The sequence below is a fragment of the Bradyrhizobium sp. SPXBL-02 genome (assembly GCF_051853065.1).
Taxonomy (GTDB): domain Bacteria; phylum Pseudomonadota; class Alphaproteobacteria; order Rhizobiales; family Xanthobacteraceae; genus Bradyrhizobium.
Window position 1 is genome coordinate 2,876,991 of the sequence record NZ_CP182474.1, and the last position, 12,554, is coordinate 2,889,544.

Sequence of the window (12,554 nt, forward strand, 5' to 3'; positions counted from 1 at the left end):
CCGCAATATCTCTGGATCGCTCCGGCCTCGCTGGTGGAGCGAACATCGGAGGAGCGCTGCGGTGAGTTTTAAGGCCTATCTCGACAATATTCAGGCCAAGACCGGCAAGAGCCCGGACCAATTTCGCAAATGGGGCAAGGACCGGGGTTTTTCGACCGGGACGGGACTGGTGGCCGGCGTGAAAGCGGGAACCATCGTGGCCGCGCTCAAGGACGAGTTCGGCCTTGGCCACGGCCATGCGATGGCCATCGTCGCGCTTCTCAAGGGGAAGGCGTCGTAGGTGATGACAATGTACAAGTCGAGACATGTGGCCGGCTGCGTCATGAGCGGGCTCGTGATTGCCTTCATGCTGTTTGATGCCGGGATGAAGCTCGTCCCGTTGGACGTCGTGATCAAGGCGACCGCCGAGCTCGGCTATCCTCCCTCGGCCGATCTGGCGCGCGCGCTGGGCGTGGTGGCGCTGGCCTGCACCGCGCTCTACGCCTTGCCGCGAACGGCCGTGCTCGGTGCGATCCTGCTGACCGCCTATATGGGCGGCACCGTGGCGGTTCACTTGCGGGTCGGCAACCCGCTCTTCAGCCATATGCTGTTCGGCGTCTATCTTGCCGTTTTTGCCTGGGGCGGTCTCTATTTGCGCGATTCGCGTGTGGCGGCCTTGCTTCCGCTGAGATCGCCGCCGGCGAAGGTCTGACGTCGTTGCGCAGACGCCGTCATCGCGCATTGGCCGGCGCGTGCACTGGCCAGAGGTCGGCACGCCAGCGGATCGCGATCGCCAGCATCGCGACGAATCCTGCGACGGCATAGAGCGAGCCCGTCGCGGAATAGCCGATGACGTCGATCAGGCTGCCGGCCGCGAGCAGTCCGATCGGCAAGCCATAGATCACCATCATGCGCACGCCCATGACGCGGCCGCGCAGATGTGCGCTCGCGGTGCGCATCAGGATGACGGCTGCCGAGATCATCGACATGCTCTGCGCGATGCCGGCGAGGACGAGGCAGGCCATCGCCACCGGCATCGTCCTGACCTCGACGAACACCAGCAGCATGGCGTACCAGGCCAGCGTTGCGCCGATCAGAAGCCGGGCAATGCGCACGCCACCGACCAGGCTGAGCGTGATGGACCCGATCAACGAGCCGACGGCGAAGCTCGCCGAGAGATAACCGAGGCCGGTCTGGTCGGTATGAAAGATCTCCCGCGCGATGTAGGGCAACAATCCGCCCGTGAAGGGAAATGCGGTGAGGTTGGCCAGGAAGGCGACGCACAGCGCCGCGCGCATTCCCGGGCCGTTCCAGGCATAGACGATCCCCTCTTTGAGGTCGCCAAACAGCCGCGAAACGGCGTGGCTGTTTGCGGGAAGATTGCTCGTGGTGACGATCCTTTTCGGTCGGGTCAGGCAGAGCATGAGCAGCGCTGCGGTGAAGTAAAGGCAGGCGACCGCCACATAGACAAGGCCGATACCGAGCACGGCGAACAGTCCGGCGCCCGTCAACGCTCCGGCAATGCGCGCGCTGTCCTGGGTCGTGCGCGCAACGCTGATGGCGCCCACCAGCTGCTCGGCCGGCATGATATCGGCGAGCAGCGCGCCGCGAACGCCGAGATCGGAGGGGCGAATCAAGCCCATGATCGTGACGATGATCATGACGCTCAGCGGCGACAGATGACCGCTCAGCGCCAGGACCACGATGGTCGACGAGAGCGCCGTATAGGCAAGACGCATCACAACCAGGAGATCGCGATGGCCGATGCGGTCGCCGATCATGCCGAACACGGGCGCGACCAATGTTCCGACGAACTGGAGTGAAGCGAGCACGGTGAGCAGCATCACCGAGCCGGTCTGGACGATGATGTACCAGCCGAGCACCAGCGTCTCGACTTCGAAGGCCCAGGAGGTGAGCAGGTCGGACGGCCACTGGAAGCGGTAGTTGCGGATGCGGAATGGCGCGAGCGCCGAAGGTCGTGCGGTGGCGCTCACGACGCGATGACGCGTGTCACGGCGATTCCCTTAACGTTTGTTGTTTCTTCTTGCGGTCGCGCAACCTAACGCTGGCGATGCCGGTGTCAATCGCGGCCGCCGCAGGCCGCCTCCGCGTTCGGCTCTTATCTCGCTGCGCTTGCCGCCTTCCTGTCGGCCAACGCACTTGCCATGGCCGAGATCAGGGGACGCATGAAATAGGCTTCGTCAGCCGGCGAGACGTCGGTGCGCAAGCCATGCGCTGCGAGCTCGCCGGAAACCGCCGGGCCGACCGATGCGATCAATGTGCGTTCGAGACCTGCGCGCAGCTTCGTCTCGCTGCCGTGCGCCTTGGCAGCCTCGATCAGCCGGCGGACCTGGCCGAGATTGGTGAGGGCGATCGAATCGATGCGTCCCTCTGCCATGTCGTCAATGGCGGCGACGATGCTGGCATCGGCGGCCTTGGAATCGTAGACGTAGGGCAGCACGGTATCGACGGTGGCGCCTTGCGCGGCCAGCGCGCCGGTCAGCGCGCTGTGGTCCTTGTCGGGATAGAGCTGGAGACCGAGGCGCCGCCCCTTCAGGTCGAGCTTGGCCAGCATCTCGATCACGCCTTCGGAGGTCGGCTTCTCAGTGGTCTGCTGCGCCTCGAGGCCGATCTCGCGCAGTGCCTTGCCCGGCTTCGGGCCGCGGGTGAATTTTCGCGCTTGGGCGAGCACAGCGATAAGGGCGGCGTCGAGCCCACGGGCGCGGGCGAGCTTCATGATGCGGCGCAGGCCTTCGCCAGTCATCAGCACGAGATCGTCGAACGGCTTGTCGATGGCACGGCGGATCCAGGCCTCGACTGGAGCCGGGTCCGGTACATCGCGGATGGTGAACATCGGGCACTGCACGACCTCGGCGCCTTGCTCGGCCAGAAGCTTGGAGAACTGCGCCTCCTCGCGCGTTTCCAGGATCAGGATGCGGTAGCCGTTCAAGCGGTCGGCCATGGGGATGCTCCGGTGAGAATTCGCAATTGTCCGTTCATCCTGACTCCGCGCTTGGGATTGGCGCAAGGGCGGGGTCGGTGCTAGAGCAGGGCGCAAATCGCTGGATCGTTCCGCTGCACAAACCTTCATCAAGAGCCGAGCCTTGCCCGACCATCAATATGTTCTGACCCTGTCCTGCCCGGATCGCCCCGGCATCGTCTCGGCGGTGTCGACGTTTCTTGCTCATAACGGACAGAACATCCTCGACGCCCAGCAGTTCGACGACGTCGAGACCAAGAAATTCTTCATGCGGGTGGTGTTCACCGCGGCCGACCTTGCCGTGGAGCTGTCGGCGCTCCAGACCGGCTTTGCCGCGATCGCCGAGCGTTTCGGCATGGAGTGGCAGATGCGCGACCGCGCCGCGCATCGCAAGGTGATGCTGCTGGTGTCGAAGTCCGACCACTGCCTGGTCGACATCCTCTATCGCTGGCGCACCGGCGAATTGCCGATGGTTCCGACCGCGATCGTCTCCAACCATCCGCGCGAGGTCTATGCCGGGCTCGATTTCGGCGGCATCCCGTTCCACCACCTGCCCGTCACCAAGGAGACCAAGCGCGAGCAGGAGGCGCAGATCATGGACCTCGTCGGCAAGACGAAGACTGATCTGGTGGTGCTCGCCCGCTACATGCAGATCCTGTCCGACGATCTCTCGGCAAAGCTGTCGGGGCGCTGCATCAACATCCACCACTCGTTCCTGCCGGGCTTCAAGGGCGCCAAACCCTATCACCAGGCCCATGAGCGCGGCGTCAAGCTGATCGGCGCCACCGCGCACTACGTCACGCGCGACCTCGACGAGGGCCCGATCATCGACCAGGACGTCGAGCGCATCAGCCATCGCGACACGCCGGAAGATCTGGTCCGCAAAGGGCGCGACATCGAACGCCGCGTGTTGGCGCGGGCCATTCGCTACCATCTCGACGACCGCGTCATCCTCAACGGCCGCAAGACCGTGGTGTTCGTGGATTAGCGCACCGCGTTGCCCGGATTTGTCCCTGGCGCGCCCTTCTGGGCCTGTTCTTCCTTCTCGCGATCGGCCGCCGGCATCAGCCGCTTGCGCTCGCGTTCTTTCATGTAGGCGTCGTATTGCGGCGTGCCGGGTCGCGGCGGCGCATCGGCGGGCAGGCCGCCGGCCCATTGCGGGACGTAGTCGCCCATGCCGGCGGAGAGCTTTTCATTGACCGTCCCGCAGCCCGCAAGAATGGGAGCTAACAGGGCAACTGCAGCGGCGATCGAAAGCGAGCGGGAACTCATAGACATCTCTGGTCGTGCCGATCGGGCACGGATGGAGGAGCGCTGGATAGGCGTCAGCGGCGAACCATAGCTCTCAATATGTAAAATTGGCCTATTCGAGGGTGGGCGAAGCTGTATACAGATAAGGTATTATAGTAGGCGATCTTAGCGCTTGATGGGGTGGCTGCAGTTGGTACGGTATACATTGCGTATTTGTCGTTCGATACCCGCACAGGGGCTTTTTCGTTGACAGGACCAGTTTATTTGTACAATCGTACAAATATCATCCCGCCGTCGTTGAGGCAGATCGTGCGGCTTGCGCCGAATGGTCGCCCAACGTCCGATTGACAACGGGGTTGCAGAGGACGCCATGTGGCCGCACGGCATGGCTTGTCCGTGAGTGAAGCGCGGCAAGGACCGGGCACTCGGTCCGGCGCACAAGAGGTGAGGAATGAAGGGGAGGGACATTTGATGTTCGAACGCAGGATTTTTTCACGCACCGCAGCGGTCGTTGCCATCGCGGGACTTGCGGCCGTCGCGCCCGCCAAGGCGGAAGACGCGGTCAAGATCGGGCTGATCCTGCCGATGACCGGCGGTCAGGCCTCGACCGGCAAGCAGATCGAGAACGCGATCAAGCTCTACATGCAGCAGAAGGGCGACACCGTCGCCGGCAAGAAGGTCGAGATCATCCTGAAGGACGACGCTGCGATCCCGGACAAGACCAAGACCGCCGCGCAGGAGCTGATCGTCAACGACAAGGTCAATTTCATCGCCGGCTTCGGCGTGACTCCGGCCGCGCTCGCCGCAGCGCCGCTCGCAACGCAGGCCAAGATCCCGGAAGTCGTGATGGCTGCGGGCACCTCCATCATCACCGAGCGTTCGCCCTATATCGTGCGCACCAGCTTCACGCTGGCGCAGTCCTCGACCATCATCGGCGACTGGGCGGTGAAGAACGGCATCAAGAAGGTCGCGACGCTGACTTCGGACTACGCGCCGGGCAATGACGCGCTGAACTTCTTCAAGCAAAACTTCACCGCCGGCGGCGGCGAGGTGGTCGAAGAGGTCAAGGTCCCCCTGCAGAACCCCGACTTCGCCCCGTTCCTGCAGCGCATGAAGGATGCCAAGCCCGACGCCATCTTCGTGTTCGTGCCGGCGGGCCAGGGCGGCAACTTCATGAAGCAATATGCCGAGCGCGGCCTCGACAAGGCCGGCATCAAGGTGATTGGGCCCGGCGACGTCACCGACGACGATTTGCTCAACAATATGGGCGACGCCGTGCTCGGCACGGTCACCGCGCATCTCTACTCTGCGGCGCATCCGTCCGCGATGAACAAGGACTTCGTCGCGGCCTACAAGAAGGCCTTCGGCAACCGTCCCGGCTTCATGGCGGTGAGCGGCTACGACGGCATCCACCTGATCTACGAGGCGCTGAAGAAGACCGGTGGCGACACCAACGGCGACAAGCTGATCGAGGCGATGAAGGGCCAGAAGTGGGAGAGCCCGCGCGGTCCGATCTCGATCGACCCCGAGACCCGCGACATCGTTCAGAACATCTACATCCGCAAGGTCGAGAAGGTGGATGGCGAACTCTACAACGTCGAGTTCGCGACCTTCGAGGCCGTCAAGGATCTCGGCAAGACCAAGAAGTGACGCGCGATAGCGCGTCATCCCGGGGCTCTCTCGGCATGCTCGCCTTACCTCTCCCGCTTGCGGGAGAGGTCGGCGCAAAACGCCGGGTGAGGGCTCTCTCCTCTGGGGGAGTCTTCGTGTTGAAGCACCCTCTCCCCAACCCTCTCCCGCAAGCGGGAGAGGGAGTGCAGCACGGCCCTTGGCCAATTTGAGATGACCCTCGACTGCTGATGACCGCAATCCTCACCAACCTGTTCGATGGCGTCGCCTACGGCATGCTGCTGTTCGTGCTCGCCTGCGGGCTCGCGGTCACGCTCGGCCTGATGAACTTCGTCAATCTCGCCCACGGCGCCTTCGCGATGGCCGGGGGCTATATCTGCATGGTGCTGGTCAACCGGATGGGCTGGCCGTTCTTCGCCGCCTTGCCGCTCGCTTTCGTCTCCTCGGCTGCAATCGGCATCGCGCTCGAACGGACGCTGTACCGTCATCTCTACACCCGCAGCCATCTCGACCAGGTGCTGTTCACGATCGGCCTGACCTTCATGTCGGTGGCGGCCGTCGATTACATCCAGGGCTCCTCGCGGGTCTTCATCAATCTGCCCGCTGCGCTGCAGGGCCAGTTCGACCTGTTCGGCGTCGGCATCGGTCGCTACCGGCTCATGATCATCGTGATCTGCGGCCTGCTGACCATCGCGCTTCAAATGGTGCTGGCGAAGACGCGCTTCGGCAGCCGCCTGCGCGCGGCGGTCGATGATCCCCGCGCCGCGAGCGGTCTCGGCATCAATGTCCCGCAAGTGTTCGCCTTCACCTTTGCCTTCGGTTGCGGGCTCGCCGGCCTCGGCGGCGCCCTCAGCGCCGAGATCCTCGGCCTCGATCCGTATTTCCCGCTGAAGTTCATGATCTACTTCCTGATCGTGGTCACCGTCGGCGGCTCGTCCTCGATAACAGGCCCGTTCCTCGCCTCGCTGCTGCTCGGCATCGGGGACGTCGCCGGCAAATATTACGTGCCGAAGATGGGCCCCTTCGTGATCTACACCATGATGATCGTGATCCTGATCTGGCGACCGAACGGCCTGTTCGGCCGCACGGCCGCGCGTTGAGTTCACCGATGAGCGCTGCTTCCGAGGTCGGCTATCATGCGCAGCGCCAGGCGCGCTGGCACTACGGCGAGATCGCCTTCTGGCTGATCGTGCTGGCCTGCGGTTTCGCATTTCCGTCGCGCTATCTGATCATGACCGACATTCTGCGCCTCGCGCTGTTCGCGATGTCGCTCGATCTCATCCTCGGCTATGCCGGCATCGTCTCGCTCGGCCATGCCGCCTTCTTCGGCGTCGGCGCCTATGCCGCGGGGCTGCTGGCGCTTCACGGCATCGTCAAGGAGCCCGTGCTGGCGCTGATCGTCGCCGGCCTTGCCGCCATGGTGCTCGGCTTCGCCACCAGCTTTCTGGTGATCCGCGGCGTCGACCTGACGCGCCTGATGGTGACGCTCGGCATCGCGCTGCTGCTGGAAGCGCTCGCCGAACGCTTCTCCAACATCACCGGCGGGACCGACGGCCTGCAGGGCATCGAGATGCAGCCGATCTTCGGCGAGATCCCGTTCGACATGTTCGGCAAGGCCGGCTTCTTCTATTCGCTAGCCGTGTTGTTCGTGCTGTTCCTGTTCGCCCGCCGCGTCGTGCATTCCCCGTTCGGCCTGTCGCTGCGCGCCATCAAGAACAATCCCCTGCGGGCCTCCGCCATTGGCATTCCCGTCAACCGTCGCCTGATCGCGATCTATACGCTCGCCGCGTTCTATGCCGGCATTGCGGGGGCGCTGTTCACCCAGACGACCGCGATCGCCTCGCTCGACGTGTTCGCCTTCGAACGCTCGGCGGACCTGATGCTGGTGCTGGTCATCGGAGGCACCGGCTATCTCTATGGCGGGTTGATCGGCGCGGTGATCTTCCGCATGCTCCAGGAATTGTTCTCGACCATCACGCCGCAATACTGGCAGTTCTGGATCGGCCTCGTGCTGGTCGTGATCGTGCTGGTCGGCCGCCAGCGCCTGCATCGCTGGGTGCTGTATGTGCCGAACCTGATCATCAGGCAGATTGCGGGCCGCAAGGCGATCGTCGCCGTGCCGGAGAGCGATTCATGACCATCGCGCTGGAAACCCAGAATCTCGAAAAGCAGTTCGGCGGCCTGCGCGTCACCCGCGATCTGTCGCTGAAGGTCGAGCAGGGCGCCCGCCACGCGTTGATCGGCCCCAACGGTGCCGGCAAGACCACGGTCATCAACCAGCTCACCGGCGTGCTGAAGCCGAACTCGGGCCGCATCCTGCTCGAAGGCCAGGACATCACCGATCTGCCCGTGCACAAGCGCGTGCTGCGCGGTTTGTCACGCACCTTCCAGATCAACCAGCTCTACCCGGACCTGACCCCGCTCGAGACCATCGGGCTCGCGGTGTCCGAGCGTCTCGGCCATGGCGGCGACTGGTGGCGGCGCATGGGCACGCGCAGCGACGTCAATGGCGAGATCGCCGATCTGCTCTCCCGCTTCCACCTGCTCGACGTCATGAACGAAGAGACCGTGACGCTGCCCTACGGCAAGCAGCGGCTGCTCGAGATCGCGGTCGCCATTGCGGCCAAGCCGCGCGTGCTGCTGCTCGACGAGCCCGCCGCCGGCGTGCCCGAGAGCGAGCGCCACGATATTCTCGCCGTCGTCGGCAGCCTGCCGCGGGACGTCACTGTGCTCCTGATCGAGCACGACATGGACCTCGTGTTCTCGTTTGCCGATCGCATCTCGGTGCTGGTCTCGGGCGCGCTGCTGACCGAAGGCCCGCCCGAGCAAGTCGCGCGCGATCCGCAAGTGAAGGCCGTCTATCTCGGCGAGGAGGCGGTCAATGTCTGACCTGCTCGCGATCGATTCACTTCGTGCCGGCTACGGCGAGGCGGTGGTGCTGCCGAAGATGACGCTCCGCCTCGCCGAAGGACAGGTGCTGGCGCTGCTCGGGCGCAACGGCACCGGCAAGACCACGCTGATCAACTCGATCGTCGGCGTCACGCGCCGCTTCGCCGGCTCGATTGCACTTGCCGGCACCGACGTCACGGCGATGCGGCCCGACCAGCGGGCGCGCGCCGGCATCGGCTGGGTGCCGCAGGAGCGCAACATCTTCCGCTCGCTGACGGTGGAAGAGAACATGACCTCGGTGGCGCAGCCCGGCCCCTGGACGGTCGAGAAAGTCTACGAGATGTTTCCGCGGCTGAAGGAGCGGCGGAGCAATTTCGGCAACCAGCTCTCCGGCGGCGAGCAGCAGATGTTGGCGATCGGCCGCGCACTCACCCTCAATCCGAAAGTCCTGCTGCTGGACGAGCCGACCGAGGGCCTTGCGCCGATCATCGTCGAGGAACTCTTGAAGGCGATCGGGACCATCACCCGGTCCGGAGGTATTTGCTCGATCATCGTCGAGCAGAACGCCCAAAAGATTCTGGGGCTCGCCGACCGCGTTGTGATATTGGAGCGCGGAACGATCGTCCACGACGCTCCGAGCGCCGCGCTGAAGACCGACCCCTCTGTCTTGGAACGCCATCTCGGCGTCGCCGGGGCGAGGGCCCACTAAGATGTCCAGGGAGTGACACATGCAGCGAACCAAAGCCCCCTTCCGCGCCGACGAGGTTGGCAGCCTTCTGCGTCCGCCCAAGATCAAGGAAGCCCGTAGCCGGCTGGAGAAGGGCGAGATCTCGGCCGACGATCTGCGCAAGGTCGAGGACATGGAGATCGAGAAGGTCGTGCACAAGCAGGCCTCGATTGGGCTGAAGCTCGCGACCGACGGCGAATTCCGCCGCTCCTGGTGGCATTTCGATTTCCTGGCCAAGCTCACCGGCTGCGAGTTGTTTCATCCCGACACCGGCATCCAGTTCACGGGTGTGCAGACCCGTCACGATGCGGTCCGCGTTATCGGCAAGCTCGACTTTCCCGATAGTCACCCGATGCTGGACCACTTCCGCTTCCTGAAGAAGGTCGCCGACCAGGCCCACGTCACCGCCAAGATGACGATCCCTTCGCCGGCGGTGCTCCACTTCCGCGGCGGGCGCAAGTCGATCTCCAAGGACGTCTATCCCGATCTCGACGCTTTCTACGAAGATCTCGGCAAGACCTACCGCAAGGCCGTCAAGGCGTTCTACGACGCCGGCTGCCGCTATCTCCAGTTCGACGATACCGTCTGGGCCTATCTCTGCTCGCAGGACGAATTGCAGAAGGCGCGCGAGCGCGGCGATAACCCGGATGGCCTGCAGCAGATCTATGCCCGCATCATCAACTATGCGCTGGCGGAGAAGCCGGCCGACATGGTTGTGACCACGCATGTTTGCCGCGGCAATTTCCGCTCGACCTGGATTTCTTCGGGCGGCTACGAGCCTGTTGCCGAGACCATGCTCGCCGGCACCAATTACGACGGCTACTTCCTGGAATACGACAGCGATCGCGCCGGCGGCTTCGAGCCGCTGCGCTTCCTGCCCAAGGGCAACAAGGTCGTCGTGGTCGGCGTCATCACCTCGAAGTTCGGCGAGCTCGAGAAGAAGGACGACATCAAGCGCCGTCTGGAAGAAGCCGCCAAGTTTGCCCCGCTGGAGCAGCTCGCGCTGTCGCCGCAATGCGGCTTTGCCTCGACGGAAGAGGGCAACATCCTCTCCGAGGAGGAGCAGTGGGCCAAGCTCAGCCTTGCGGTCGAGATCGCGAAGGAAGTGTGGGGACAGTAAGTCTCCGCTTGCTCACTGTCATTCCCCGCGAAAGCGGGGAATCCAGTACGCCGCGGCCCATCGATCTAACCCACACTTGTCTCGGAGTACTGGATCGCCCGGTCAAGCCGGGCGATGACACCTGAGTGTTAGGCGAACAGCGCGGCGTTCAAAACCAGTCGCATTCTCGCCCTCACTTCTCCGCCAGATAGACCTCACCCAGCAGCGACGAATTCGACCACGGCACCTGCTTGTTCTTCGTGGTCGAGACCACCTCGGCCCGCACCCGCGTGAGCATCTGCTGCACCTCCAGCCCGGGCGTGCCGATATGGCGCGACAGGGCGGCGGAGAACGGGGAGTTGGCGCCTTCGCCGTCGAGCGCCACCTGGCCCGGCGCGGTGGCGAATGCGATCAGCGTGCCGGCCCCCAATGTCGCGCCGGTGCCGAGACTCGTCGGCGCGGCGAGGCCCGAGGCGCCCTCGATGCCGCGATTGTTTCTGGCAGATGCGACCTGCTGCGCCATCGGGTTGTTGCGGCAGGCATCGAAGATCAGGATGTTGGTGCGGACCTGGTCGTCGAGGCCGGCCATGATCGCGTCCATGTCGATCATCGCCTCCGTCAGGCTGGCGCCCGGCTTGAGCGCGACGTCGACCGGAATGAGATAGTTGCGACCGTCGACCTGCACGCCATGGCCGGCATAATAGACCAATGCCACCTGCGCCCGGGCAGCCGCGCGAAGAAAGTCGCGCGTCATCTTCTGCATCGCGGCGCGATCGAGATCAACGCCCTCCGACACGCTGAAGCCGATGTCACGCAGGCTCTTGGCGACCGCCCGCGCATCGTTGGGTGGATTGGGCAGCGCCTTGACGTGGGTATAGGCGCCGTTGCCGATCACCAGCGCCATGCGCGTGCCGCGGCCGGCCGGGGCCGGCGATGGTGTCGGTGCCGCGCCGGTCTGCTGCGGAGCAGGGGACGGCGACGGCTGCGTCGTCGGGGACGGCGCATCGCGCGGGATCGGCGCGGCCGGCTCCGTCAGCAGCGACAGGCGCACCTTCGCGGTGGCCTGGTTGGCCTTGCTGCCGGCGTCGGATGCCACGATCGCCAGCGTCGCCTTGTAGTCCTCGCCGGCACGGGCGTAATCGCCCTTGGCTTCATAGGCCAGCGCGCGATGGATGTAGCCGGAGATCAGCACGCTGTTGGGCGGCGTCATGATGTTGACCGGAGGCTTCTCCTTGGCGAGCCGGATCGCCTCGCTGCCGTCGGCGATGGCGCGATCGAGATCGCCCTTGGCGCGCCAGATCGCGGTGCGGTTGATCAGTGGCTGCGGTAGCGAGGGATCGAGCCGGATCGCCTGGTTGATGTCGGCGAGCGCGCCGTCGAGATCTCCGAGCGCTTCCTTGGAGATGCCGCGGTTCTGGAACGAGAACGCCGATTTCGGATCGGCCTTGATCGCCATGTCGTAGTCGGCGATCGCCTTGGCATAATCGTGCTTGCCGCGCCAGGCGTTGCCCCGATTGTGGAAGATGGTGCCGCTGGGCGGGCCGAGCTTCAGCGCATCGTCGAAATCGCTGATCGCGATCTCGTACTCGCCTTTGTCGTAATAGGCCGATCCCCGCAGATTGTAGGCCGCCTGGCTCGGCTTCAGTCGGATCGCTTCCGTCGCATCGGCGATGACCTTGGCGTAATCGCCCTTCTTGTTTCAGCCCACCGCGCGCCAGAAATGGACGGTGGCGAGTTGCTCGCCCTTGAAGACCTTCAGCGCGATGATCTTGGTGCAGGCGTCAACCATCTTGTCCGCCGGCGTGGTCTCGGTGGTGCAGAGCGGGCCGAGCTGGTTGCGCGGCTGGGCCACCGCCGGCACGGACCATTGCGCGAGGATGAGCAGGCTGAGCGTGACGAGGAGGCGGCGCATGGTGGTGGTCTCATGCGAGAGGAGAAGCGCTTGTTTGTTGCCCGGCGAAGTGCAGGGGTTCACCGCACCCGGTGAGCATCGGGCTCTC

Annotated in this window: 12 protein-coding genes and 1 pseudogene; 9 read left to right on the forward strand and 4 right to left on the reverse strand. The window is 64.5% G+C overall.

Features of this window, described 5'->3' with window-relative positions:
* Positions 1 to 61 precede the first annotated feature (61 nt).
* Positions 62 to 280: a DUF4287 domain-containing protein gene (locus ACNJYD_RS13065; RefSeq protein WP_212260189.1), complete on the forward strand. Its 219-nt coding sequence runs from the start codon at positions 62 to 64 to the stop codon at positions 278 to 280.
* Positions 281 to 289: 9 nt separating this feature from the next.
* Entirely contained in the window at positions 290 to 691 is a 402-nt protein-coding gene (locus ACNJYD_RS13070; protein ID WP_433996086.1) for a DoxX family protein, read from the forward strand.
* A 19-nt stretch (positions 692 to 710) separates the two neighbouring features.
* On the opposite strand, the gene ACNJYD_RS13075 is transcribed toward ACNJYD_RS13070, so the two are convergent.
* Both ACNJYD_RS13075 and ACNJYD_RS13080 read right to left on the reverse strand, forming a co-directional pair.
* Positions 711 to 1,973: an MFS transporter gene (locus tag ACNJYD_RS13075; protein WP_439366583.1), complete on the reverse strand. Its 1,263-nt coding sequence runs from the start codon at positions 1,971 to 1,973 to the stop codon at positions 711 to 713.
* A gap of 125 nt (positions 1,974 to 2,098) precedes the next feature.
* Positions 2,099 to 2,941, reverse strand: coding sequence for a uroporphyrinogen-III synthase (locus ACNJYD_RS13080; protein ID WP_439366584.1), 843 nt, complete (start codon positions 2,939 to 2,941; stop codon positions 2,099 to 2,101).
* Between the two features lie 142 nt (positions 2,942 to 3,083).
* Here ACNJYD_RS13080 and purU point away from each other — a divergent pair, with 142 nt between their 5' ends.
* Positions 3,084 to 3,947 carry a formyltetrahydrofolate deformylase gene (purU, locus tag ACNJYD_RS13085; RefSeq protein WP_172785327.1) on the forward strand — a complete coding sequence of 288 codons (864 nt, stop codon included), beginning with the start codon at positions 3,084 to 3,086 and terminating at the stop codon, positions 3,945 to 3,947.
* Here the strand turns inward: purU and ACNJYD_RS13090 are convergent.
* Entirely contained in the window at positions 3,944 to 4,237 is a 294-nt protein-coding gene (locus ACNJYD_RS13090; RefSeq protein WP_260379982.1) for a hypothetical protein, read from the reverse strand. The two genes, purU and ACNJYD_RS13090, sit on opposite strands and share 4 nt — an antisense overlap.
* A 444-nt stretch (positions 4,238 to 4,681) precedes the next feature.
* Between ACNJYD_RS13090 and ACNJYD_RS13095 the strand changes: the two genes are divergently transcribed.
* From ACNJYD_RS13095 to ACNJYD_RS13120, 6 genes are all read left to right on the forward strand, one after another.
* A complete protein-coding gene (locus tag ACNJYD_RS13095; RefSeq protein ID WP_212260194.1) occupies positions 4,682 to 5,860 on the forward strand; it encodes an ABC transporter substrate-binding protein in 1,179 nt (392 codons plus the stop codon).
* A gap of 209 nt (positions 5,861 to 6,069) precedes the next feature.
* Positions 6,070 to 6,939 (forward strand): branched-chain amino acid ABC transporter permease, encoded by an 870-nt coding sequence (locus ACNJYD_RS13100; RefSeq protein WP_028137574.1) that lies wholly within the window; start codon positions 6,070 to 6,072, stop codon positions 6,937 to 6,939.
* Positions 6,940 to 6,947: 8 nt separating this feature from the next.
* Positions 6,948 to 7,976: a branched-chain amino acid ABC transporter permease gene (locus ACNJYD_RS13105; protein ID WP_439366585.1), complete on the forward strand. Its 1,029-nt coding sequence runs from the start codon at positions 6,948 to 6,950 to the stop codon at positions 7,974 to 7,976.
* Positions 7,973 to 8,728: an ABC transporter ATP-binding protein gene (locus tag ACNJYD_RS13110; protein ID WP_212260197.1), complete on the forward strand. Its 756-nt coding sequence runs from the start codon at positions 7,973 to 7,975 to the stop codon at positions 8,726 to 8,728. The genes ACNJYD_RS13105 and ACNJYD_RS13110 overlap by 4 nt, the downstream gene beginning before the upstream one ends.
* Positions 8,721 to 9,437: an ABC transporter ATP-binding protein gene (locus tag ACNJYD_RS13115; RefSeq protein WP_439366586.1), complete on the forward strand. Its 717-nt coding sequence runs from the start codon at positions 8,721 to 8,723 to the stop codon at positions 9,435 to 9,437. The genes ACNJYD_RS13110 and ACNJYD_RS13115 overlap by 8 nt, the downstream gene beginning before the upstream one ends.
* A 19-nt stretch (positions 9,438 to 9,456) precedes the next feature.
* Positions 9,457 to 10,575: a cobalamin-independent methionine synthase II family protein gene (locus ACNJYD_RS13120; RefSeq protein ID WP_439366587.1), complete on the forward strand. Its 1,119-nt coding sequence runs from the start codon at positions 9,457 to 9,459 to the stop codon at positions 10,573 to 10,575.
* 172 nt (positions 10,576 to 10,747) lie between these two features.
* On the opposite strand, the pseudogene ACNJYD_RS13125 reads toward ACNJYD_RS13120, so the two are convergent.
* A pseudogene (locus tag ACNJYD_RS13125) lies at positions 10,748 to 12,466 on the reverse strand (caspase family protein).
* Positions 12,467 to 12,554: the final 88 nt, after the last annotated feature.

Excerpts from the sequence above, each read along its gene's own strand:
- ACNJYD_RS13070 (WP_433996086.1), top strand. The coding sequence starts at position 290 with ATGTACAAGTCGAGACATGTGGCCGGCTGCGTCATGAGCGGGCTCGTG.
- ACNJYD_RS13080 (WP_439366584.1), bottom strand. The coding sequence starts at position 2,941 with ATGGCCGACCGCTTGAACGGCTACCGCATCCTGATCCTGGAAACGCGC.
- ACNJYD_RS13090 (WP_260379982.1), bottom strand. The coding sequence starts at position 4,237 with ATGTCTATGAGTTCCCGCTCGCTTTCGATCGCCGCTGCAGTTGCCCTG.
- ACNJYD_RS13095 (WP_212260194.1), top strand. The coding sequence starts at position 4,682 with ATGTTCGAACGCAGGATTTTTTCACGCACCGCAGCGGTCGTTGCCATC.
- ACNJYD_RS13100 (WP_028137574.1), top strand. The coding sequence starts at position 6,070 with ATGACCGCAATCCTCACCAACCTGTTCGATGGCGTCGCCTACGGCATG.
- ACNJYD_RS13105 (WP_439366585.1), top strand. The coding sequence starts at position 6,948 with ATGAGCGCTGCTTCCGAGGTCGGCTATCATGCGCAGCGCCAGGCGCGC.
- ACNJYD_RS13110 (WP_212260197.1), top strand. The coding sequence starts at position 7,973 with ATGACCATCGCGCTGGAAACCCAGAATCTCGAAAAGCAGTTCGGCGGC.
- ACNJYD_RS13115 (WP_439366586.1), top strand. The coding sequence starts at position 8,721 with ATGTCTGACCTGCTCGCGATCGATTCACTTCGTGCCGGCTACGGCGAG.
- ACNJYD_RS13120 (WP_439366587.1), top strand. The coding sequence starts at position 9,457 with ATGCAGCGAACCAAAGCCCCCTTCCGCGCCGACGAGGTTGGCAGCCTT.